Origin of the sequence: Martelella sp. HB161492 (genome assembly GCF_013184775.1) — a bacterium.
Lineage (GTDB): Bacteria > Pseudomonadota > Alphaproteobacteria > Rhizobiales > Rhizobiaceae > Martelella.
Map to the genome: position 1 here is coordinate 126,545 of NZ_JAATVV010000012.1, position 22,411 is coordinate 148,955.

The 22,411-nt window shown below is 60.0% G+C and carries 22 protein-coding genes; 7 read left to right on the forward strand and 15 right to left on the reverse strand.

Annotation, left to right across the window (positions count from 1 at the left end; translation table 11 throughout):
* Positions 1 to 88: 88 nt before the first annotated feature.
* Entirely contained in the window at positions 89 to 1,153 is a 1,065-nt protein-coding gene (gene fba / locus HCK86_RS18965; protein WP_176086051.1) for a class II fructose-bisphosphate aldolase, read from the reverse strand.
* A 228-nt stretch (positions 1,154 to 1,381) separates the two neighbouring features.
* Here fba and HCK86_RS18970 point away from each other — a divergent pair, with 228 nt between their 5' ends.
* The 3 genes from HCK86_RS18970 to HCK86_RS18980 are packed head-to-tail and all read left to right on the forward strand — an operon-like array spanning position 1,382 to position 2,941.
* Positions 1,382 to 2,146, forward strand: a complete 765-nt coding sequence (locus HCK86_RS18970; RefSeq protein WP_176086052.1) for a DeoR/GlpR family DNA-binding transcription regulator — start codon at positions 1,382 to 1,384, stop codon at positions 2,144 to 2,146.
* A 26-nt stretch (positions 2,147 to 2,172) separates the two neighbouring features.
* Complete coding sequence (locus HCK86_RS18975; protein ID WP_176086053.1) at positions 2,173 to 2,565, forward strand: group II truncated hemoglobin; 393 nt, start codon at positions 2,173 to 2,175, stop codon at positions 2,563 to 2,565.
* A 4-nt stretch (positions 2,566 to 2,569) separates the two neighbouring features.
* On the forward strand, positions 2,570 to 2,941 hold the full coding sequence (locus tag HCK86_RS18980) for a DUF423 domain-containing protein (protein ID WP_176086054.1): 372 nt from the start codon (positions 2,570 to 2,572) through the stop codon (positions 2,939 to 2,941).
* Positions 2,942 to 3,172: 231 nt separating this feature from the next.
* Here the strand turns inward: HCK86_RS18980 and HCK86_RS18985 are convergent, their stop codons facing one another.
* Positions 3,173 to 3,538 carry a DUF2325 domain-containing protein gene (locus tag HCK86_RS18985; RefSeq protein WP_246739679.1) on the reverse strand — a complete coding sequence of 122 codons (366 nt, stop codon included), beginning with the start codon at positions 3,536 to 3,538 and terminating at the stop codon, positions 3,173 to 3,175.
* A 207-nt stretch (positions 3,539 to 3,745) separates the two neighbouring features.
* Here HCK86_RS18985 and HCK86_RS18990 point away from each other — a divergent pair, with 207 nt between their 5' ends.
* Positions 3,746 to 4,108, forward strand: a complete 363-nt coding sequence (locus HCK86_RS18990) for an STAS/SEC14 domain-containing protein (RefSeq protein ID WP_176086056.1) — start codon at positions 3,746 to 3,748, stop codon at positions 4,106 to 4,108.
* A gap of 6 nt (positions 4,109 to 4,114) precedes the next feature.
* Here the strand turns inward: HCK86_RS18990 and HCK86_RS18995 are convergent, their stop codons facing one another.
* The 6 genes from HCK86_RS18995 to HCK86_RS19020 all read right to left on the reverse strand — a co-directional run bounded on the left by HCK86_RS18995 (position 4,115) and on the right by HCK86_RS19020 (position 10,577).
* Entirely contained in the window at positions 4,115 to 4,930 is an 816-nt protein-coding gene (locus HCK86_RS18995; protein ID WP_176086057.1) for an extensin family protein, read from the reverse strand.
* Between the two features lie 126 nt (positions 4,931 to 5,056).
* Complete coding sequence (locus tag HCK86_RS19000; protein ID WP_176086058.1) at positions 5,057 to 6,673, reverse strand: APC family permease; 1,617 nt, start codon at positions 6,671 to 6,673, stop codon at positions 5,057 to 5,059.
* 323 nt (positions 6,674 to 6,996) lie between these two features.
* Complete coding sequence (locus HCK86_RS19005) at positions 6,997 to 8,616, reverse strand: FMN-binding glutamate synthase family protein (RefSeq protein ID WP_176086059.1); 1,620 nt, start codon at positions 8,614 to 8,616, stop codon at positions 6,997 to 6,999.
* A 198-nt stretch (positions 8,617 to 8,814) separates the two neighbouring features.
* Complete coding sequence (locus HCK86_RS19010) at positions 8,815 to 9,648, reverse strand: FTR1 family protein (protein WP_176086060.1); 834 nt, start codon at positions 9,646 to 9,648, stop codon at positions 8,815 to 8,817.
* Position 9,649: 1 nt separating this feature from the next.
* A complete protein-coding gene (locus HCK86_RS19015; RefSeq protein WP_246739680.1) occupies positions 9,650 to 9,973 on the reverse strand; it encodes a cupredoxin domain-containing protein in 324 nt (107 codons plus the stop codon).
* 52 nt (positions 9,974 to 10,025) lie between these two features.
* A complete protein-coding gene (locus HCK86_RS19020; RefSeq protein WP_246739675.1) occupies positions 10,026 to 10,577 on the reverse strand; it encodes an iron transporter in 552 nt (183 codons plus the stop codon).
* Positions 10,578 to 10,973: 396 nt separating this feature from the next.
* On the opposite strand from HCK86_RS19020, the gene HCK86_RS19025 reads away from it, so the two are divergent.
* Positions 10,974 to 12,272 carry a 4Fe-4S binding protein gene (locus tag HCK86_RS19025; RefSeq protein ID WP_210259960.1) on the forward strand — a complete coding sequence of 433 codons (1,299 nt, stop codon included), beginning with the start codon at positions 10,974 to 10,976 and terminating at the stop codon, positions 12,270 to 12,272.
* 127 nt (positions 12,273 to 12,399) lie between these two features.
* Here the strand turns inward: HCK86_RS19025 and HCK86_RS19030 are convergent, their stop codons facing one another.
* A complete protein-coding gene (locus tag HCK86_RS19030; RefSeq protein ID WP_176086063.1) occupies positions 12,400 to 13,194 on the reverse strand; it encodes a transporter substrate-binding domain-containing protein in 795 nt (264 codons plus the stop codon).
* A gap of 250 nt (positions 13,195 to 13,444) precedes the next feature.
* On the opposite strand from HCK86_RS19030, the gene HCK86_RS19035 reads away from it, so the two are divergent.
* Both HCK86_RS19035 and HCK86_RS19040 read left to right on the forward strand, forming a co-directional pair.
* Positions 13,445 to 14,005, forward strand: coding sequence for a thioredoxin domain-containing protein (locus tag HCK86_RS19035; protein ID WP_176086064.1), 561 nt, complete (start codon positions 13,445 to 13,447; stop codon positions 14,003 to 14,005).
* 107 nt (positions 14,006 to 14,112) lie between these two features.
* Positions 14,113 to 14,496 (forward strand): DUF2147 domain-containing protein, encoded by a 384-nt coding sequence (locus tag HCK86_RS19040; protein ID WP_246739676.1) that lies wholly within the window; start codon positions 14,113 to 14,115, stop codon positions 14,494 to 14,496.
* Between the two features lie 4 nt (positions 14,497 to 14,500).
* Here HCK86_RS19040 and HCK86_RS19045 read toward each other — a convergent pair whose 3' ends face one another.
* The 6 genes from HCK86_RS19045 to HCK86_RS19070 all read right to left on the reverse strand — a co-directional run bounded on the left by HCK86_RS19045 (position 14,501) and on the right by HCK86_RS19070 (position 22,336).
* Positions 14,501 to 15,943 carry an aldehyde dehydrogenase family protein gene (locus HCK86_RS19045; RefSeq protein ID WP_176086065.1) on the reverse strand — a complete coding sequence of 481 codons (1,443 nt, stop codon included), beginning with the start codon at positions 15,941 to 15,943 and terminating at the stop codon, positions 14,501 to 14,503.
* Positions 15,943 to 17,322, reverse strand: coding sequence for an aminotransferase (locus tag HCK86_RS19050; protein WP_176086066.1), 1,380 nt, complete (start codon positions 17,320 to 17,322; stop codon positions 15,943 to 15,945). The genes HCK86_RS19045 and HCK86_RS19050 overlap by 1 nt, the downstream gene beginning before the upstream one ends.
* 170 nt (positions 17,323 to 17,492) lie before the next feature.
* The gene (locus HCK86_RS19055) at positions 17,493 to 18,845 is read right to left on the reverse strand and encodes an 8-oxoguanine deaminase (RefSeq protein WP_210259961.1); all 1,353 of its coding nucleotides are present in this window, start codon (positions 18,843 to 18,845) and stop codon (positions 17,493 to 17,495) included.
* A gap of 1 nt (position 18,846) precedes the next feature.
* Positions 18,847 to 19,821 (reverse strand): ABC transporter substrate-binding protein, encoded by a 975-nt coding sequence (locus HCK86_RS19060; protein WP_176086067.1) that lies wholly within the window; start codon positions 19,819 to 19,821, stop codon positions 18,847 to 18,849.
* Positions 19,822 to 19,854: 33 nt separating this feature from the next.
* Complete coding sequence (locus tag HCK86_RS19065) at positions 19,855 to 20,868, reverse strand: hypothetical protein (RefSeq protein ID WP_176086068.1); 1,014 nt, start codon at positions 20,866 to 20,868, stop codon at positions 19,855 to 19,857.
* A 19-nt stretch (positions 20,869 to 20,887) separates the two neighbouring features.
* Positions 20,888 to 22,336 carry an NAD(P)/FAD-dependent oxidoreductase gene (locus HCK86_RS19070; RefSeq protein ID WP_210259962.1) on the reverse strand — a complete coding sequence of 483 codons (1,449 nt, stop codon included), beginning with the start codon at positions 22,334 to 22,336 and terminating at the stop codon, positions 20,888 to 20,890.
* Between the last annotated feature and the right edge of the window lie 75 nt (positions 22,337 to 22,411).

A 22,411-nucleotide genomic window follows, 5' to 3' on the forward strand; every position in this document is an offset into this window, starting at 1 on the left:
GATGCGCGACCAAAGCGCTGCTGAATATGCCCATGAAAAACCCGCCATGCCGAGGCATGACGGGTTTTACCCATGAGGGAAGCAATCCTCAGCCGATCTTCGGCGCCAGCGAACCGTCGGCGTAACGCTTTGCCATATCGGCAAGCGGGATCGGCTTGATCTTGCCGGCATTGCCAGCCGTGCCGAACGCCTCGAAACGCGCGATGCAGAGCTTGGTCATGGCTTCCATGGCGGGCTTGAGATATTTGCGCGGGTCGAATTCCGAGGGATTTTCGGCAAAGACCTTGCGGATTGCGCCGGTCATGGCCATGCGATTATCCGTGTCGATATTGACCTTGCGAACACCATGCTTGATGCCGCGCTGGATTTCCTCCACCGGCACGCCCCAGGTCGGCTTCATCTCGCCACCGAATTTGTTGATGATCTCCTGTAGCTCCTCAGGCACCGACGACGAACCATGCATGACGAGATGCGTGTCGGGCAGGCGGCGGTGGATCTCCTCGATCACATCCATGGCCAGCACTTCGCCATCCGGCTTGCGGGTGAACTTGTAGGCGCCGTGGCTGGTGCCCATGGCAACAGCCAGTGCATCGACCTGCGTATCCTTGACAAACTGCACCGCCTGGGCCGGATCGGTCAGCAGCTGATCGTGATCGAGTTTGCCTTCAAAGCCGTGACCGTCTTCCTTCTCGCCCTCTCCGGTCTCAAGCGATCCGAGAACGCCGATCTCGCCTTCAACGGAAGCGCCGGCCCAGTGGGCCATATCCGAGACGCGACGTGTGATGCCGGCATTATAGGCATAATCGGCCGGCGTCTTGCCGTCAGCCTTGAGCGAGCCATCCATCATCACCGAGGTGAACCCATGCTGTAGAGCGGTGACGCAGGTCGCTTCATTATTGCCGTGATCGAGATGCATGACGACCGGGATATGCGGATAGATCTCGACGAGACCGTCAATCAGCTTGGCCAGCACCACATCATTGGCATAGGCGCGGGCGCCGCGCGAGGCCTGGATGATCACGGGCGAAGAGGTCTTGTCCGCCGCAGCCATGATGGCCAGCCCCTGCTCCATGTCGTTGATGTTGAAGGCGGGAACGCCATAGCCATATTCCGCCGCGTGATCGAGCAATTGCCTGAGTGTGATGCGTGCCATTTGAATGACCTCCTGAAATGAGTACGCCTGCCCGGTTCCGGATCGGCAAGCCGATTGCCATTCTTGCCCGGAGCGGACCCGCATTCTTGTAGAATAATAGTGTCTTGGATAAAAATCACAATATGGTTTTATAAATATCACATTCCATGTTATTTTAACCGTTTATTGATGTGATATTTATCAGCTAATGTCGTGTTACATCAAATCTGGTCACACAGGAGCCCGTTTTTGAGAGCCGAGCAGCGCCGCCAAACAATGATGGAATTGCTGATGGAACAGGGAACGGCAACCATTGAGGCGCTTGCCCAGCGCTTTTCTGTGTCGAAAATGACGGTTCACCGTGATCTGGACGAATTGGAGGCTGCGGGGCAGCTGCGCAAGATACGCGGCGGCGCATCGGTACAATCTTCGGCGATGTTCCAGGCCGATTTTCGCTATCGCCGCAAAATGGCTGCCGCCGAAAAGGCGCGACTGGCAGAAGCGGCGGCAAGGCTGATTGAGCCCGGCATGACGCTGATCATTGATGACAGTTCGACGGCTGCCAATCTGTCCCACCACATGGCAGAGCGCCTGCCCCTGACCGTGATCTCCAACAATCTCACCGTCATCACCGACCTCGCCGGCATGGCCGGCATCGAGCTGCTGGCACTTGGCGGCCAATATTCGGGCAAGTTCAACGGATTTTTCGGCCTCTTGACCGAAGACGCGCTGCGCGGGCTCAGGGCCGACCTCAGCTTTATCTCCGTCTCGGCCGTCTATCGCGGCGAGGCCTTTCACCAGGACCCCGAAGTGGTGCAGACAAAGCGGCTGATGGTCACATCCGCCGAGCGCTGCGTCCTGATGGCCGATCATACCAAATTCGGCCGGCCGGGCCTGCATTTCCTGACCGGCCTCAACACCTTCCACGCCGTCTTCACCGGTGATGAACTTGATCCCGGCCTGCGCGAAGACCTTGAAGAAAAGCAGATAGCGCTTCATTGTGTGCCCGGCTGAACATCCTTCATCAATCAGGATCACACATGGAAAAGCTGGAAACCATCAGTCTCTATGATGCAATCGGTGGCGAAGCCGCCGTCAGGCGTCTGACGAAACGTTTCTACGAATTGATGGACACACTGCCGGAAGCCCAGCATTGCCGCGCCATCCATCCGGCAGACCTCGCCGGTTCGGAAGCGAAATTCTATGATTACCTGACGGGCTATCTCGGCGGCCCGCCGCTCTATACGGAAAAGCACGGCCATCCGCGCCTCAGAATGCGGCATATGCCAGCGCCGATCGGGCCGGCAGAACGCGATGAGTGGCTGCTATGCTTCCGTCAGGCGCTGGGCGAAGTGGTCGATAATCCGCGGCTCTACGATATCATCCTGCCGCCGATCGAGCGGCTCGCCCATCACATGCAAAACAAGGTCTGACCGCATGCAAAGCCTCGCCCTTCCCGGCCGCATCCTGTTGTTTTTCGCCGGCCTCATTGGCGCATCGGGTGTCGCGCTTGCAGCCGCCGCCTATCATGGCAGCAATCCGATGCTGCAATCGGCGGCGCTCATCTGTCTGGCGCATGGTCCGGCTCTGATCGGGCTCGCAATGCTGTCGGCACGTCTCAAAGCGGCGCTTGCAGCAGGTATTGTGATGATTTTCGGCACAGCGCTTTTCGCCGGCGACATTGTCGCCAAGACCTATGCCGGCACCAGCCTGTTTTTTCTGGCCGCGCCCATCGGCGGCACGGCCGTCATCTTGAGTTGGGTTCTGGTTGCCGTTGCGGCCCTGATCCCGTCGCGGAGCAATGCCTGACGGGCATCACAGCGCTCAGGACGATCACCTCGGCCGTCTTGCCAGCCAGATGCCGGACAGGACGCCGCCCGGCTGGCGGAAAGACCAGAATCTCTGCCGAAGCCCGAAGGGTGCATCCGCAGTGCCCGGCAAGGCCAAGAAGGGGCGACGCAAGCGATCCGTCTTGATTGAAACCGGTCGCGCGGTGCAGGCCAATCAGGCAGGCAGAGTGCCCGTCACAGCCGGCCCGGATCAATTATTGCGCTCGCTCATGGTCTGCAATGCACGCTCAAGCGAGGATTTTGATCCGTTTCGGAGCGGCACGAACGCCTTGCCGAACTTCTTGCAGCCGGATTTCACCCGGACACAGGCATCATGGCTGATGCAATCGATTGGACAGAAAACGCAATCGACCGATGGCAGCACGCGATCGATCCGCGAGACGGCTTCGCGCAGCCCCCCGTCGTGATGCAGAAGCTCAGCGCCAAAGCTCTCGGCAATCTGGCGCAGATGGGCAACCTGGCAGTCGCGTCCACCAACATAGAGAAAGCTGCGGCCGGAAAGCCCGTCATCCGTCGCCTCCATCGGCGCAACCAGCTCCGTTGCATCTTTGCGCATGTCATCCCTGCGCTTGTTCTTCTTCGCCATCCTGCCCTCCATCATTGCGGCATTTCATGTCGATGATGTGAGGCTACAAAACTTGACTAAAAAGGTAAAGTATAAAGATGAGGAATTTTATCATGTTTGAATTTCGCCGCGAATTTGCGCCAAAATCGCGGAAATCCGGCTATACTGGACCGGGGGATTACGCTGGAGGATAGCCTGATGATTTCGTTCATTCCCGACCTGCCCGATAACTGCCTTGGTATTTCGCTGGCAGGCACCCTGACATCAGACGACTATGAGGACGCTCTGATTCCCGCCATGGACGGCATGCTTGCGCGTGGCAAAGGCCGGCTTCTCTGTGTCATTGCTGAGACCTTCGAAGGTGCGGATGCAGGCGCCCTGTGGGACGACACCAAATATGGGCTCAGTCATTTCTTTGATTTTGAGCGCGTCGCCATCGTCACCGACCACACGACCTATGGCCGGCTCGCACATCTTTTCGGCTTCATGATCCCTGCCAAGGTCAAAATCTTTCCGATGGAACAGATTGCCAACGCCAAGGCGTGGATCATCGCCAGCTGAGGGCTGTCAGCGGCAATAGCGATAGCCGCCTTTTCGCGGCATCACATCCAGATGCATGTGATCCTGATGGGTCGCATCGCTGCCGGGCGAGAGCACCGTCGAAAAATAGAGACAAGCTGACGCGCTCGTCGTGCGCTGAAAGGCGCCAATCAGGGCGCTGTCGGTTTTGCGCGGTTTCATGATGACCTCGCTGCCATCGGAGAATTCGAGCGATCGGATATCCACCGCATTGCCCTTGGCGTGCTCGGAAATCTTGGCACCGGCCACACTGTTGCGACTGCGGCAGGCATAGGTCGAAGCCTGATTGATCGTGGTCAGCTGCACTGACGGACCGAAGGCTGCACGGGCTGCCGGATCAACAAAGCCGCGGGCCCAGTCGGCCAGCGCCAGTGCCGTCTTGCAACGCATCGGCCCTTCCGGCTTGAAGGCAATGCCGCGCGCCACCTGTTTCAGGACAATCGGCCTGGCGATACCACACCCGCCGTCATCACGGATCGGTTCGGCCTCATCGAAGATGGCACCAAGCGCCGACAGAGCGGCGAGACAGGCCGCATAGGCTTGAGGATCTTCGGCTGGCGGCGCTGCGGATTTGGCGGTTTCCGAAGCCTTTTCCGGCGGATTGTCCGCCCGCGCATCCGGCACTGGCGGCGTATCTTCCGGCGTCACCGCCGCATCGTCTGCAGCGGCAGCTGGTGGCGAGACGGTCTCCGGCGCGGGCCGCCGCTGCGGAATGGGCGGATCGTCAGGAAGCGCAAAAGCCGACAGGAGGAAAATCGCGGTGATCAGCAGGCAAGCCTGACTGACGATCTGTTTTCCGGTCATAGAGTCCTCCCTTCAGGCGGCATGTCCGCATCGATTACGTGTGGAAGGATAAAACGTCTTAAGGGGAAGCCTTGTTCCGGCGGCGGCCAAAAGATCAATTCGGGCCGCCGCCGGAGAGCGCATCCGTCAACGGCGCCCGACTATCTGGTTTTCAACATCAGCGCGGCCATATTCCTCTCGCTCATAGACCTTCTGCTCATGGATGAAACGGTTGAACACGTCCTGCGTGATCCGCCCCTTCACCGCCATGAAAAACATCACGAGCCCAAAGACGCCGGCAATAGTGCTGTCGAGCGGATGCGGCACAACACCGATGCCGCCGCCATAGCCGCCGAAATAGGACAGCACTGTCAAGCCGACCATATAGATGCCGAACCAGATCGCACTTTGCGGCTCCAGATCCTCACGTCCGATGAAGGCGAGGCGAAGGAAGAACAATGCAGCACCGACAGCCAGAAGCAGATCGAGCAGCCACATTGTGCTCCATCCGGACCAGTAGATCATCAGCGTGGCAATGACGAAAGCCGCACCGCCGAGCGTCTTGACAGCCGGAACACGGAACGGACGATGCGCCTCTGGCACCAGCATGCGGAACGCCACCATGGAGACAGGCCCGGCAATGAAGGACAGCACGACGGCGGAGCCATTCAATGCCAGAATCGCGTTGAAGGGCAGCAAAATCAGCATGGCCAGCGCGATCACATAGTTGAGCAGCAGCGCCCAGGCGGGCACGCCGAAGACATTCAGCCTGGCGATCAGACGCGGAAAGACGCCGTTGTTCGACATGGCCAGTGCCAGTCGCGCATTGGAACTGGTCGAAACCAGACCACTGCCGGCAGGCGAGATGATCGCGGCAACATTCAGGAGGCTCACCATCCACAAAATGCCGAGCGAGGTTGCCAGAGCGCCCAAAGGCCCGAGATGGTGCGCGGCCTCAAGCTTGGCCCAGCCACCGGAAATATCGGCCGGGCTCTGCGCGCCGATAAAGGCAATCTGCAGGCCGATATAGACGAACAGGCAGATCAGCACCGAAAGGATCAGAGCCAGCGGAATGACGCGCTGGGAATTGCGAACTTCCCCCGCCAGATCGATGGCATGGCGGAAGCCGATAAAGGCAAAGACCACGCCGCCGGTGGCAACGGCGGAGAAAATCCCGGCCGTACCAAAGGGCGCAAACCCGCCAGCCGCCGCATCGGCGAAGTTGCCCTTCTCAAAGCGTGAAGCAATCAAGACGACGATGAAAATCAGCGGCACGATCAGCTTGAACCAGGTCAAGCTCGTGTTCAGCCGGGCAAACCAGGTGACACCAAACAGGTTGACGACGGTCAGCACCGCCAGAAATGCCGCCGCCGCCAGCATGCCTTCCACCGTCAGGTTGCCGGAAGCATCGGTGAGCCACGGAAGGTAGGATGATGCATAACCGAGCGAGGCCTTCACCTCGATCGGCGCCGTGGTGCAGTAGCCCACCCAGGCGCTCCACCCCATGGCCAGCGCCAGAAGCCGCCCATGCGAGAATTGCGGAATACGGGCCAGACCACCGGCAATCGGAAAGAGGGTCGCAATCTCGGCATAGGTCAAAGCGATCAGCAGCATTGCAACCGCACCGATCAACCACGAGATCAAGGAGGCGGGGCCGGCCATCTGCGCCGTATCGAGCGGTGCAAACAACCATCCGGATCCCAGAACGCCGCCCACAGCGACAAATGTCAGGCCAGTCAGGCCAATTTCGCGTCGCATTGCCATTATTATTCTCCTTTGTGCTCTACGCGCTTGGTTTTGCGGCAGCCTCCCCTGTTAGGCCTGCTCACGACATCGCGTGGCCGCAGACCCCACTATTCTGGTTGTATCTGATATATGTCAATCGCTTTGGTTTATCAGAACGAGATTTTCGTTCATATCATGGGTTGCAACAAAATGCCCGGCGAATGCGCTTCGCCGGGCCCGTGTGCCTTCCTTCCGTTCGGACGCCAAAATGCGCCATGACATGCTCGATGAACGCACCGTCCGAAACGCGTTTTTTTGATCCGGGTGCAGCGCCAGCGGCGTCACCCCCAATGCGGTGTCGATTATGCCTGAACGCTGGCGCGGATGCTGACGAGGTCCTCGACCGGGCGGAAGCTGTCTGAACTCGCCGCCCGCCACCAGTCGCCGTAAATCGTGCTGTCCGGATCTTCCAGCAGGATATTTTCCGGCAGAAATGGATGCAGCTTGTCGAGCGAGATCGTTCCGGACGAACCGACCCGATGCATCAGGTGATGCGGTTGCAGGTCCTGAGGATGCTTGAAGCCGGCGGCCGCGACGATATCGGCCAGCGCCTCAAGGGTTTTCTTGTGGAAGCGGGCCGCGTGACGCCCCTGCTCTTCCGGCACCAGCGCGCGCTGGCGCCACTTGTCCTGCGTTGCTACACCGGTCGGGCAGGTTCCCTCATGGCAGCGCTGCGCCTGAATGCAGCCGACAGACATCATGAAGGCGCGGGCAGCGTTGCACCAGTCAGCGCCAAGCGCCAGATTATGCGCAATACCCATGCCGGAGAACACCTTGCCACTGGCCGCCAGACGCACATGTTTCTTCACGCCGCCGCCAACAAGAGCGTTACGCATCAGAAGCAGCCCGTCCCAGAGCGGCATGCCAACCCAGTCGGCAAGCTCCAGCGGCGCAGCGCCGGTCCCGCCCTCGGCGCCATCGATAACGATGAAATCGGGATAGATGCCGGTCGTGTGCATCGCCTTGACCAGCGCAAAGGGTTCATGCGGCTGCCCGACACAGAACTTCATGCCAACCGGTTTACCGCCGGAAAGATCACGCATCTTTGCCGCAAATTCCAGCAGCTGCGCCGGCGTGGAAAACGCCGAATGCGAGCGTGGCGACAGACAGTTCTCATGCGCGGGAACACCGCGCACGGACGCAATTTCCTGCGTCACCTTGGCCGCCAGAAGCATGCCGCCATGGCCGGGCTTGGCGCCCTGCGACAGCTTGATCTCGGTCATGCGGACCTGGTCATTCTTGGCCTTGTCCGCAAACATCGCGGGATCGAATTTGCCATCCTTGTCGCGTGCGCCGAAATAGCCGGAACCGATTTCCCATACGAGATCGCCACCATGTTCGAGATGATAGCGGCTGACACCACCTTCGCCGGTATCATGATAGAAGCCGCCCATACGCGCGCCGATGTTCAGCGCCCGGATCGCATTGGCAGAAAGCGAACCGAAACTCATCGCTGAAATATTGAGAACGGATGCGAAATAGGGCTTGGAACACTGCTCATTGCCCACCAGGACACGCGGCGATTGTTCCGGCTCCGGTTCCGGGTTCATCGAATGACACACCCAGTGATGCGGTTCTTCATAGGTATCGCGCTCGGTCCCGAAGGGGATCGTATCGGGTTCGCCATTGGCGCGGGTCTTGATCAGCTGGCGGGCGGCATAGGAATAGGGCGTACCATGCGTATCATCTTCCACCGCATAGGCGCGGATAAAGGGTCTGAGCTTGAGCGCGCCCCAGCGAATGCGCCCCGCCACGGGATAATTGCGCGTAATGGTCCACTGCGATTGAAACAGGTCATAGGCCGCCAGGCTGATGACCGGGATGGTCAGGATCAGAACCCAGTACCACCCAATCGAGATTGCGCCCGCCGACAGCAGGATCCCGCCGATCGGTACGATGTTGCGAACGAGAATATCCTTCAATGCCGCCCCCCAAAATTCAGGAAATGTCTTTAGGACCAAATCAATTGGCGTTTATCAGCTTTATAGGCGATGCCGCCGTCCCGCACCAGCCGTGCCGAGCACCTCCATGCCTTCTTTCGACAGGCACAGCATTGAACGGCGCACGAAAAGGCTGGCGCATTGCTGCGCCAGCCTCCTGTTGCTCTCGTCTTCAGAGGATTATCCGGCGATCGCAGTCCGCCGGCGCGGACGGTAGACAAGTGCGATGACAACGAACCAATAGGCGCAGAAGGCAAGCAGTTCCATCAGATTTGGCCGGGCACGGTAGCCCGTCATCGCGGCAAAGAAACCGCCGGCCGATGTGCCATCCGACAGCAGCGCATTGCTGTTCCACAGGCTCCGTGACAGACGCGGCAGCAAGCCGAGATCGATCAGACCATCGACGCCGGTCATCAACAGGCCGCAGGCGAGAAACAGAAGCAGGATCTCTGTGACGCGGAAAAACACCCGCCAGGAAATGATCCGGCTGCCGGCCATCAGAAGACCATAGGTGAAAATGGCGAGCACAAGTCCGCAAAGCCCGGCAAGGATACCCGAAAAAACCGATCCCAGCACGCCGGCGGAGAGGATGCCGTAGAGAAAGACAACCGTTTCGCTGCCTTCGCGCGCCACGGCCACCAGCGCCAGCAGGAACACGCCCCACCAGCGCCTGGCGGCAACAGCACCTTCAAGCGACGTCTCCAGATCGTGCCGCATGGAACGGGCATGACTGCGCATCCAGAACACCATCTGCAGGATCAATCCGGCAGCGACAAGGACGATCACGGTCTGGTAGATGGTCTGGGCATCGTCCGAAAGACCGTCCCCCAGCACGAGAAGCACTGCCGCCAGCAGCCCGGCGACGATGATACCCGCGCCAACACCAGCCCACAGATAAAGGCGCGGCTGCCGCGACGCGAGCTGCTGACTGACCAGCCAGGCATCGAGAATTCCGATCACCAGCAGTGCCTCGACGCTTTCACGCCAGACAACAAAGGCAATGGATGCAAACATGTCAGTCCTCCGGTTCGACCGCGACGAGCACGGCCGGTGCGGCATCAGGGTGGAAATCATCAAAGAAGGCATATTCGCCGGGATCGAGATACTTGATCACGATGAAGGTCGTGACCCCCGGCCCGATCACCTTTTCCTTGCGCAGCGGAATGCTCTCAAATTCCGCTGGCGTGGCCCCGTTATTGATCAGCTGGATCTCGAACCGGGTCTCAGCCGGGACTTCGAGACGCTGCGGGGCAACAACCCCGTCATCAAAGGTGATCGTGAAAACAGGATCATCGGCGCTTGCAGCCGGGCCTGAATATCCAGCAACAGCAATTGCCAGGCCGGCAGCGACAAGGCCGCTGCCGAGGAACCGGCCCCTATGATGCAGACGATCAGTAGCCACCCTTCTTGCCCACCCCGGTATAGACAAAATCATAGGTCGTCTCGAACGGCGCAAACCAGGGCGCCACGCCGGTTTCCTCATCCACGTGACGGCCAAAGGCCATGCCATCCGGCGGCGCAATGGCAAAGACCAGATGATATTCGCCGGGTCCATCCAGCTTGACATTGTCGCCGTAATGCGGCCCGTCAGAGGCAACCATCGGCATCAGCGGCCCGGAGGAAACCGTCGCGCCATCCTTGGTCAAAGTGTAGCTTATGACCAGATAGGGCATCCAGTCTCCGGTGGCGAAGCCGTTTTCATTATCCCGTGCCGCATGAATATCAGCCTCCAGATGCACGTCGCTGTCTTCGGCAGCGCGCATCATGCCGGGCGGCTCCATCGCGATCGGCTGCAGGTAAACGGCAGCGACTTCCATGCCGCCAGCCTCCTGCGGCTCGCCGATTGGATATTCAAGCGCTGAAGCGGAGCCCGCGAAAAGAACGGATGCGGCGGTGAATGCGGAGGACAGCAGTACGGTCCGGAACAACATATTGCGGTGCATTGGCGTTTCCTGGTTGATGACGTCGATGCAGTAAATGTTTCACCCGAAGAAATCTGGAGTCAATAAAGAAAGTTTTAAATATCCGACACGACACTTGATGGTTGTCAAATCATTTACTGGTGCGCTGTGCTAAACATGAGAATGTTTATCCTGATTTAGTTTTCATAACGTCTTGAAGACACGACCGGCACCGTTGCTTGCCAAAAGTAGAGACCGACAGCCGAAAGTCTTGAAATGACAGAGATATATCATCACCGGGACTTCCTGCCCGAGCCGAGACGCGCAGTGAGGAAACCGCCGGTCGACGCGGCCCTCCCCCCGCGTCCGCTCTGGCTTGAGCGCTTGGAAGGCTTGGCCGTAGGCTGGCGCAGTCATTTCGGCTGGATTCAGGCCTTGATGTTTGTCGTATTCCTCATTGTGCTCGGCGCGCCGCTTTTCCTGCCGGAACCGAAACCGGAGACGACGCCGCTCTCAGACTGGACGCTTGCACTGCAATATCTTCTCTGGGGGATCTGGTTCCCGCTGGTCTTTCTGTCTGTCATCGTCTTCGGACGCGCCTGGTGCGGCATATTGTGCCCGATGGGCGCAGCTTCGGAACTTGCCAACCGCTTCGGGTTTCAGGCAAAGATCCCGGCCTGGATCAGGTGGGAGGGAACGCCGGCCCTGAGCTTCATCATCATGACGCTCTACGGCCAGACCATTGGCGTCCGCGACCACCCGGAGGCCGCAGCCGGCCTGTTTGGCGGCACCATGCTGCTGGCGATTGCGATTGGTGGCCTTTACGGCCGCAAGAAACGGGTATGGTGCCGGCATCTTTGTCCGATCGGGCGCGTCCTCGGCCTGTATTCGCGCCTCGGTGCGGTGCAGTTCACGCCCAAGATCAGGCTGCCCGGCGGCGATGCCTACACACAAAAGGGTGCCTGCCCGACCATGATCGACCTGCCCCGCAAGGCAGAAAGCCGCCATTGCATCGAGTGCTTTCGCTGCGTCCATCCCAATGCTGCCGGCAGCGTCCGCCTCGACATCCGCCGTCCCGGTCGCGAGATCGAGGACATCCGCGACCACCGCGCCAACCGCGCCGAAGCCTGGTTCCTGTTCATGGATACTGGCGTTGCCCTTGGTGGTTTCCTCTGGCTCGTGCTGCCGCAATATCAGCAATGGCGCCAGGCTTTCGGCGTGTTCGCGATCCGCCATCACTGGACATGGGTCACCGAGGTCGGGCCGGCTTTCCTGATGAGCGTGCACCCCGCGCGCGCGGAAGTGTTCCGCTGGCTCGACTTTCTGATGATTGTCGGCTTCATGCTGGCGGTGATGGCGGTGCTGACGGCGGTTCTGGCCACACTGACCTGCACAAGTGCCTGGCTGTCACGCCGCGCCGGGGCGGATGCCGGCTTTAGCCAGCTCTTCACCGAACTTGGCTATCAATATGCCCCGGTCGCGCTGATGAGCCTGATCATCGGCCTCGGCGCAGAACTGCTCGACCCCTTGCGCTATACCGGCCTCGGCGAAGCTGGTGCCGGTGCCATCCGTGGCGGGCTGTTCCTGACGGGGCTCATCTGGAGCATATGGCTCGGCTATCGCATTCTCGAGCGACAGCAGGTTTCCCCCCTGCGTCGCATCCTGCCGCTTCTGCCCGGCATTGCCGGAAGCCTGTTTGTCGGGCTCGGCTGGTGGCCCGCCATATTCGGACTGTAGTCAGCTCATTATGTGCCTGGGTCGGGAGAAGAGCGAGCTTTGAGACCGGCAGGCCCGCGGCGCTCTATCTTGTTGAAACTACGCATCGTTCATTTCGAAAACCGATTCCGATTTTCGAGCCGATGCGCTAAAGTTTCGAAGGCAGCGGCACATGCAGCCAGCGCAAGGCAATGGCGTTGAGCGCACCGGATTTCAGCGCCTTGTCGATGCTGCTGTTGACCGCCTTCAGCAGGGCCGGCTCTCCCTTGCCAACACCGACGAAACAAGGCGAATTGCTGATCAGGAATTTTGGTTCCGGCCGGCGCAGAAGCCCGGTCTCCATAATGGTCGCGGCAATGATATTGCCGGTTGCAATCGCATCAACAGAGCCGGACAGAAAGGCGCTGATCGTGCCGCCATTGTCATCGTATTGCATGATTGTGGCCCCGGCCGGGGCGATCTTTTCCAGCGCCGTTTCCTCAAGCGAACCGCGCGTCACCCCGACAGTCTTGCCGGAAAGATCCGACGGATCGGTGATCTTGACATCGCCCGGCGCAAAAACGCCGCTGTAAAAGGGGGCATAGGCATGGGAAAAATCAATCTTCCGGCTTCGCTCCGCCGTCTTGCCCAGTGAGGAAATCACGAGATCGACACGCTTATCGACAAGGGCATCGATCCGGTCACTGCTGGCGACTGGCACCAGCTCCAGATCGACGGCAAGATCATCGGCGACGATGTGTGCAACATCGATATCATAGCCAATCAGTGTCCCGCTTGGATCCTTCGTACCAAAGGGCGGAAAATCCTCCGGCACGGCAATGCGGATCGTGCCCTGAGCCTTGATATCGGAAAGCGTGTCTGCCTGCGCCGGCACCATCCGGGCAGACATGCCCAAAGCAAGCGCTAACGCAACAAGCACACAGCGAATTGCCTTGCCTGTCATACTCATTCCCCTGATGCGCACTTTGTGCTCCTCATGCCCGCGCGGAACGGGCCTCCGGATTTTTGTGCGTCTATTACGACCGAGTATGGCCGGGAACGGCCTATTCTTCAAGTTGCAACGCCAATGCAAAATCAAGATAACCCGCAGTCTCGTACAGCTATCGTGCTTGACTTCAACGAAAGACCACGAAAAATTCGCCCGGCCCCTCACAAACGCCAGCAAAACGTGCGACTGACAAAAGGATCCCATCATGACGACAACGCCCTGGAAAGCAGAACCGCTGACATTTGGCCACGGGCCACGCGTTCTCGAGATCTTCCTGGAGCCAACCTGCCCCTTCTGCGTCAAGACCTTCAGCAAGCTGGATGCCTTGCTGGAGGCGGCCGGCGAAGGCCGGTTGACGGTGAAACTGCGGCTGCAATCACAGCCCTGGCACATGTTTTCCGGTGTCATCACCCGCTGCATCATTGCCGCATCCACCCTGCCGGATGGCCGTGAAATGGCGAAAAAGGTCTTTGCCGCTGTCGGCGACCACCGGATGGAATTTGAATTTGAAGGCCACGCCCGCGGCCCGAACATGGATGCTACGCCGAACGACATCATCGCCCGGATCGAGTCCTATTCCGGCGTGCCGCTGAAGGCTGCCTTCGATCAGCAGGGCCTTGAGACCGAAATCAAATGGCATGCGAAATATGCCCGCCAGAACGGCATCCACGTCTCGCCCACCTTCATGATCGACGGGCTGATTGCACCGAAAATGTCGAGCGGCGACACGATCGAGCAATGGATCGCCGAGATCGGCCTCGACTGACGCGGCCCCGTGCCCCGGTTTTTTTTTGCAGGACCGGGGCAAACCGCCGGCCGACTTTCAACGTTTGAACAGCTAAAGCGCATGTTCGAACACAGGAGGCGACGGCCATGAAATTCCTTGCAGCAGCATTCGCCCTGATCACCACGGCCGGTTCAGGCCAGGCAGAAACCGCAAACGAGGCCATGGCCGGCACCTGGGCCCGCGATGACGGCAAGGCGCATGTCGAGGTCAAACCATGTGATGGCGGGCTTTGCGCCACCAATATCTGGGTCAGGCCCGGCACCGCGCGCGAAAGGGTCGGCGACATGCTGGTGATGGACGTCGCGCCGGTCGATGATGAAAAATACGCAGGCTCGGCCCACGACGTGCGGCGCAAGCTCAACTACCATATCGACGTGAGCATCAGCGCCTCGGACGACAGCATGACAACGCGGGGCTGCCTGCTCGGACGGATCATCTGCAAGACGGCAGGCTGGCAGCGGATCAACTGATCAGTCAGGCGGGCCTGAAACCGAGGATCGACTTCACTTCCATGAAATCGAGCATGCCGAATTCTCCAAGCTCACGGCCATTGCCCGACTGGCCATAACCGCCAAAGGGCGCATTGAAATCGAAGTCCGGGTTGTTGATGAAGACCCGGCCGGCCCTGAGCTTGCCGGCAATCGCATTGGCATGGTCCTGATCGCGGCTATAGACATAGGCCGCCAGTCCATAGGCGGTGCCGTTGGCAATCGCAACCGCCTCATCCTCATCCCGGTAGGTCATGACCGACAGGACCGGCCCGAAAATCTCCTCGCGGGCGATCGCCATATCCGGTGTCACATCGGCAAAGATGGTGGGGCGCACATAATAGCCGCGGTTCAAACCGTCCGGCCGACCCGGCCCGCCGGCAACAAGCCGCGCGCCGTCTTCAACGCCGCGGGCAATCATCGCATCAATCTTGTCAAACTGGGCAATGCCGCTGACCGGACCGGTTGTCGTCTCGTCAAGCGTCGGGTCACCGACGCGGTATTTCTGCGCCTCGGCTTCGGCCATTTCCAGCACCTGTTCCAGCTGGCTCTCATGCACCAGCATGCGGCTTGGGGCGATGCAGGACTGGCCGGAATTGATGAAACAGCGCGCCACACCGTCGCTGACAGCGAGATCGAGGTCGGCATCCGGCAGGATGACATTAGCCGATTTGCCGCCGAGTTCCTGATGCACGCGCTTGACCGTCGGTGCTGCGGCCATCGCCACGGCGACACCGGCCCGGGTCGAGCCGGTAAACGACACCATGTCGATATCATGATGCGCGGCGATGGCATGCCCGACCACGGGCCCCGTTCCGTTGACAAGGTTGAAGACGCCCTTCGGTACGCCAGCCTCGTGCAGGATCTCCGCCAGCATCAGCGCACTCAGTGGCGCGATCTCGCTCGGTTTCAGCACCACGGTGCAACCGGCGGCAAGTGCCGGCGCGAGCTTGGTGACGATCTGGTTCAGCGGCCAGTTCCATGGCGTGATCAGCCCGCAGACACCGATCGGCTCATGCACGATCTTCGTCGTGGCAAGCGTTGTCTGCGGCTGGCGCTCGAAATCGTGCTCCTCCAGCACCCGGGCAGCCTCGCGAAAATAGATCACGCTGGAACCGGTCTGCATCACCCGTGACAGCCAGCGCGGCGAGCCCATTTCCATGGTGACGGCTGCCATCAGCGCCTCCTGGCGCGCCTCGAGGAGATCGGCGATCCGTCGCAGAAGCGCCACCCGCGCAGCCCTCGGCGTTGCGGCAAAGACCGGGAAGGCGGCGCGGGCGGCAGCAACGGCGCGGTCGACATCGGCGGCATTGCCATAGGCAACCGTTTCGACGACCTCCTCTGTCGCCGGATTGACGACCGCGCCGGTTTCATCGGAAAGCGGCGCCACGAAGGCGCCATCGATATAGAAGGAACGCGACCGCATCATCAGAGAACCCCGAACGCCTTCGCCGTCGCATCGAGCGCCTCGCGGGCGATGGCGAAGACGGTCTCAAGCTCGTTTTCCGTGATGATCAGCGGCGGCATCAGGCTCATCGTATCGCCGTTGGCCCTGAAGGCAAGGCCACGCCGGGCCGCTTCCTGGCTGCAATATTCACCGATCTTCGCGGCCTCCGGAAAAGCCTCCTTCGTTTTCTTGTCTGCGACGATTTCAAGCCCGCCCATCAGACCGACAACGCGGACATCGCCGATCAGCGGGTGGTCGGCAAAAGCCTGAAGCCCAGCAGCAAAGAGGGGAGCAAGCACCTGCCCTGCCCGTTCGACCAGCTTTTCCTCTTCGAGAATGCGGATATTTTCAAGCGCCACAGCACAGCTCACCGGATGGCCGGAATAGGTATAGCCATGGGCCCATTCACCGCCCTTTTCGATCAGCGTGTCAGCAACCCGGTCGCCCATGACTGAGGCTGACAGCGGCATATAGCCCGAGGTAATCGCCTTGCCGAGCTGGATGAAATCCGGCTTGATGCCGTAATAATCGCAGCCAAACCATTGTCCGGTGCGCCCGAAACCGCAGACGACCTCATCGACCAGCAGCAGCACATCGTATTTCTTGCAGATGCGCTGGATTTCCGGCCAGTAATGCATCGGCGGGCAGATGGCGCCGCCGGCGCTTTGTGCCGGTTCGGCGATGAAGGCGGCGACATTATCGGCGCCGAGTTCCAGAATCTTGTCTTCCAGCCAGGACGCAGCGAGAACGCCAAAGGCCTCAGCCTCCATGCCTTCCGGGGCATTGCGGTAGGGATAGGCGGTCTTCACCCGATGGACATTGCCAAGCGGCAGATCGCCGCCGGCACCATGCATCGGCGTCAGGCCCGAGAGACTTGCGGCCATGTGCGTTGAGCCGTGATAGGCAGCCTCGCGGGCAATGATCAGCCGCTTGTCCGGCCGTCCTTCCAGATCCCAGAACCGCCGGACAGCGCGAATTGCCGTTTCGTTTGCCTCCGATCCCGAACACTGGAAGAAGACATGGTTCAGCCCCTCGGGCAGCATGCCGGTCAGCTTTTCGGCCAGCAGAACGGCGCTTTGATGGGTCGTGTTGAAGAAGGACTGGCAATAGGACAGTTCGGTCATCTGCTGCGCGGCGGCGATGACGAGTTCCGGCCGGCCATAGCCAAGGCAGACATTGCCAAGCCCGGACAGCCCGTCAATCATGCGGTTGCCGTCACTATCGGTCACATAAATGCCCTCTGCTTTCACCGCCACGCGAGCGCCGGCCTGGCGCAACGCCTTGTGATCGGTGAAGGGATGCAGATAGTGGGCACGGTCCATGACCTGCCAGGCTTCGGTTCCGCGGGACAACGTATTCATGGGGCACTCTCAATCGGTTTCGCCGCTTGCTGCGGCCTCTCACCGATTTAGCCGTGATCACACGTCAACCGCCAGCAAAGCGGCTGGCCGCTCAGAGCGGCAAAACATGACGGAGAATGCGTCTGGGAAGATCTGCCGGAAAGATGGTCCGGCAGAGCGCGAAAAGGCAATCACGCAGACGTCGCTGCCTCCAGAAAACGCCTTGCCGCCTTGCCATGCTCTTCCCTGAGCTTGCCGACATCGACGCCGAGCGGATTGCCGTCGATGACCTGCCACTTGCCGGCCACCATCATCCGGTCCGCCGCATGCGCACCACAGAGAACAAGCGCCGCGATCGGGTCGCCGGCGCCGGAAAACCGCAATTCATCCAGCGTGAAGAAGGCGAGATCGGCCTGATAGCCGACGGCAATTTTGCCAATATCGCTGCGACCGATACAGGCAGCAGAACCTTCCGTTGCCCAGCGCAGCACGTCGAGATGGGTGATCGCAGACGAGCCATAGGTCAGCCGGCCAAGCAGCAGCGCCTGACGCACACCTTCCATCATGTTGGAATTGTCATTGGAGGCGGATCCATCAACGCCAAGGCCAACGATTGCGCCAGCCGCCTCGAGATCCTTGGTGCGGCACTGGCCGGAGGCGAGCGTCATGTTCGAGGTCGGGCAATGGCAGACGCCGACACGATGGCGGCCGAGGCGTTTGATCTCGTCATCGGTGAAATGGATGCCATGGGCAAGCCAGACCCGGTCATTCATCCAGCCCACCTCCTCCAGATAATCGACCGGGCGGCACTGGAAGTGATGCATGCAATATTCATCCTCATCCAGCGTTTCGCCGAGATGGGTGTGAAGCCGGCAATCATGCTTTTCCGCCAGAATAGCGGTATCGATCATCAGCTGCTTGGTGACATTGAAGGGCGCGCAGGGTGCAAGTGCGACCGTCGACATCGAACCTTCAGAGCGGTCATGGAACTTGCCGAGCACACGTTCGCAATCGGCAAGCACTACATCGTAATCCTGCATCAGCCGCTCATCGGCAATGCCGCCGCTCTTGGAGCCCATATTGACCGCGCCGCGCGTCAGCGCCACGCGCATGCCCAGCTTCTCCGCCTCTTCCGCCTCGATATCGACAGCATCCGGCATATCGGCGGCAACCGCATAGAGATGATCCGAGGCCGTGGTGCAGCCGGACATCAGAAGTTCGGTCAGCGCGAGCCGGACGCCAAGCCGGAAGGTGTCGCGGTTCAGATGCGTGCCCCAGAGCGGATAGAGCACTTTCAGCCAGGGAAACAGCTCCTTGTTGATGGCGCCGGGATGCGCGCGCGTCAGCGTCTGGAAGAAATGGTGGTGGGTGTTGACGAGACCCGGGATGATGACGTGGCGGCTTGCGTCAAACACCTCGTCACACGGGGCGGACGGGCCATTATTGCCCACCAGTTCGACAATCCTGCCGCCTTCGACAACCAGGCCGCCCGGGGCGTTTTCCGCCAGCATGGCAATGGGGTTCTTGATCCAGATGCGCATCATTTCAACTTTCAAGCATATCGGCGGAAAACAGGTCCTCGACAGCAAAAGCGGTCGAGATCAGCCCGTCTTCCAGCATGTAACGGATGATGGTTTCCAGCATAACCCGGTTGCCGGCAAGGCCCGCAGGCCAGTAATCCTTGCCCATCACCGCTTCGGTTTCCAGAAGCGCTTCCATCTGCCAGGGCAGCATGGTGGAAAGGGCGGCGGCCTCGAACAGTCTGGCGCGGGCAATCTGCTGCGCCCGTGAAAAAGCATCAAAGAGCGCTGGCACAACATGGGGATGGGCCTCGGCGATCGGACGCTTGATCGCCAGAACATGCATGGCCGGGAAGATGCCGGTCTTGTTGAAGTACGCTATCTCGGCGGCCTTTGGATCGGCAAACAGCCGGTCGACCTCGGCAGAGGGCCAGGTGCTCGGCGCCCGGGCGGTATAAAGCGCATCGATTTCGCCCTTGGCCAGAAGCTGCGCCAGCCCCATGTCGCGGCGGTCCTCGAAGGTGAATTTTCCCGGATAGAACTGCGGATGTTCATCGCCGGTGCGCGGTGTTTCAAAGCCACCGATCACATAAGTGGGCGATGTCCGGTCAAGGCCGTAAGCATCGTGGAATATGCCGCGCAGCCAGACGGCGGCGGCCATATCGAACACCGGAATGCCGATGCGCTTTCCGGCAAGGTCGGCAGGCTTTTCAAAGCCGCGGCCGGACTTCACATAAATGCTTGAAAAGCGGAAATGCCGCGAGGGAAAGATCGGGATCGCCAGATAGGGCCTTTCAGCCGTTTCCAGCGTTCGAAGATAGGTGGCCAGCGGAAATTCGCAAACGTCGAAATCATGGGTGGAGAGCTGGCGGTTGAACAGCGCCTGCACCCCCATCATCGAAATCTCGGTATCGATCCCTTCGATCGGTGCCTCACCATTGGCAAGCGGACGGGTGCGGTCGCTGTCGGAAAGCCCCAGCTTCAGTTTGAATGCGCTCATCAGTTCCCCGGTTTATTGTTGTCGAGACGTCTTCTAAAGGCCAAGACGTGCCATCAGCACGTCGAGCAGTTCCGGCAGGGCCAGCGGCGTGGCGTTGGCGCCACCACGGGCATAGATTGCCTGGGCATGGCTTTCGGAAATATCGAGCCGCTGCATCAGCCGCTGAACGGCATCCCGGCACTGATCCAGCGTCGGCAGGCATTCGATCCGCGCGGATTTCGGCAACTGATCATTGGCGCCTTCAAGCGTCAGATAGACCGTGCCGATCTTGCGCCGGGCGACAACCTTGTTTTCGGACCGCTCATCGGCGGCGATGACAAAGGAGCGATGGGTGAGACCGGGCGCGACCCATGAAATGACATCATCATAGTTGCCGCCGATCCGGGCAACGACGGCGGCAACGGCATCGGCCATGGCATTATGCATCAGCACATAGTGGCGCTTTTCCTCATCGCCCCAGCGCCATTTGGTTTCCGACAGCTTCACCGCCGTACAGTCGGCCCGCCAGGGCGAGACCGCATTGCCCCGACCTTCGAACAGGCCCGGATCGTCATAGGCGCAGGCCGGCGAGGCAAGGCCCTTGTAATCAGCGATATGCTCATAGGGAACGACGCCCATCGGCTCGGAGATCACCATGCGGTGGATCACCGTGCCGGCGTCGTTTTTCAGCGGCGACAGATTGAGCACCTCGGGCGCAATGCCGTCTTCAAGCCGCGCCACGAGGTCTTGCGGCAGGCTCAGTTCATCGGTCGGGCGGAACCCTTCGGCGATCAGCCGCTGATTGATGGCCTGATGCTCGGTTGAAAAGGGATAGGGCTTTGTCTTCGTGCAGGGCATGAAGAGCAGGATATGCCGTTTCCCCTCGGGCAGGTCGGGCTGATATTCGTCGCGGACGAAATCGAGCCATGCCGCGATCCGCGGATGGGCAAGCACATCGACATTATCCTGCGGGGAATAGATGCACAGCTCCGGATCAACATGGAAAGGAGCCTGAATCTTGCGCTTGGATTCTTCGATCCGCTGCTCACGGTTTTCAATCGAGACCATCAGTTATCCGTCATTTCATTTATGAGGCTTTGGCCGCCGGCAGTTCTTCCATCATTTCTTCCGGCAGAACCAGCTCCGGCACGTCATAGGCCTTCAGGGCTTCAAAGTGGTCATCCGCCTCGGCCAGGAACAATTCACGGGTCAGCCCGCGTGAAACCCGGTCGATGCCGAATTTGAGCGAGGAGATACCCGCCGCACCGGCAAGGCTCGGCATGGCGCCGTAGGTGTAGTTGAAGACATGGCGCAGGAAGGGGGCCGTGCCCGGCACCTTCTCGGTCATCTGGAAGCAATCGGAGAGATAGGGGAAGCCGGCAATCACCGCATCCTTCATCGGCGCTTCCGGTGTGTAACGATCCCCCCAGACCGCAATCTTCTCGGCAAAACGCGCAAGCTCGGGGCGGGCGGCGAAATCATTGACGAAACCGGTCCCGACGATCAGATAGTCGAATTCTTCCGTTCCATGCGGGGTCGTCAGCAGCACCTTGCCATCCTTCTCGGCAAGACCGTCGATCGGGCTGCCGAGCTTCAGCGCAAAATTGGCAAAGTCGGCGCAGCGCTTGTAGGTATCGGCGGGCGGCGGCTGGTTGCGGTCAAACAGCGTCTTCATGATGCGCCATTTGCGGGCATCGTCGAGATCGCCGAAATGACGCAGGAAGCCGGTATATTCCATCCAGCGATAGGGATTGACGACGGGCAGACGCTTGCGGCGGGCAAAGAGCTTCACGCTTGCCGCACCGGTTTCAAGCGCGACGGCGGCATTGTCAAAGGCCGAAGCACCCGCGCCGATGACCGCGATCTTCTTGCCCTTCAATGCTTCGAAATCAATCATCTCGGAGGTGTGGCCATAGGCCTCGCGCGGCAGGTTTTCAGAGACGATGCCGGGCACGGACCAGTGGCCGGAACCGTCAATGCCGGTCGCCAGCACGATGTTGCGGGCATAAAGCACCTTCTCGCCTTCAGCCGACCTCGTCGTCACGGCAAAGAGATCATCACTGAGCGGCTCGACATCGGTGACTTCAACGCCATTTTGAACCGGAATGCCGACCGTCTCGCGCAGCCAGAGCAGGTATTCGCTCCACAATTCCTTCGGGATCTTGCCGAGCGCATCCCAGCTTTCAACGCCATATTTCGCTTCCCACCAGGCGCGCACCGACAGCGAGCCGATACCGAGTTCCGGCCCTGTCACGGTCTTCGGCGTGCGCAGCGTGATCATGCGCGCGAAGGTGCACCATGGCCCCTCGGACCCGGCCTCACTGCGTTCCAGAACGGCGATATTGGTGACCTTTTCGCGCATCAGCTTGAAAGCCACCGTCAATCCGGTCTGACCGCCGCCGATGATAACGACATCCTTGACCTTCTGCCCCTGATATTCGCGCGGGGCGACCCATTCACGCGCCGGATAATCGGTGCATTCCAGATCATGGCGGGCGCGGGCCTGCAATTGTGAAAGTCTGGTCTGATCGTTCAAGATTTCATTCCCCATAAACTTGCGATTCGAAAAAGGGCGCCTGGGTCTCTCCGCCATTGTCAGCCGGATGAACCA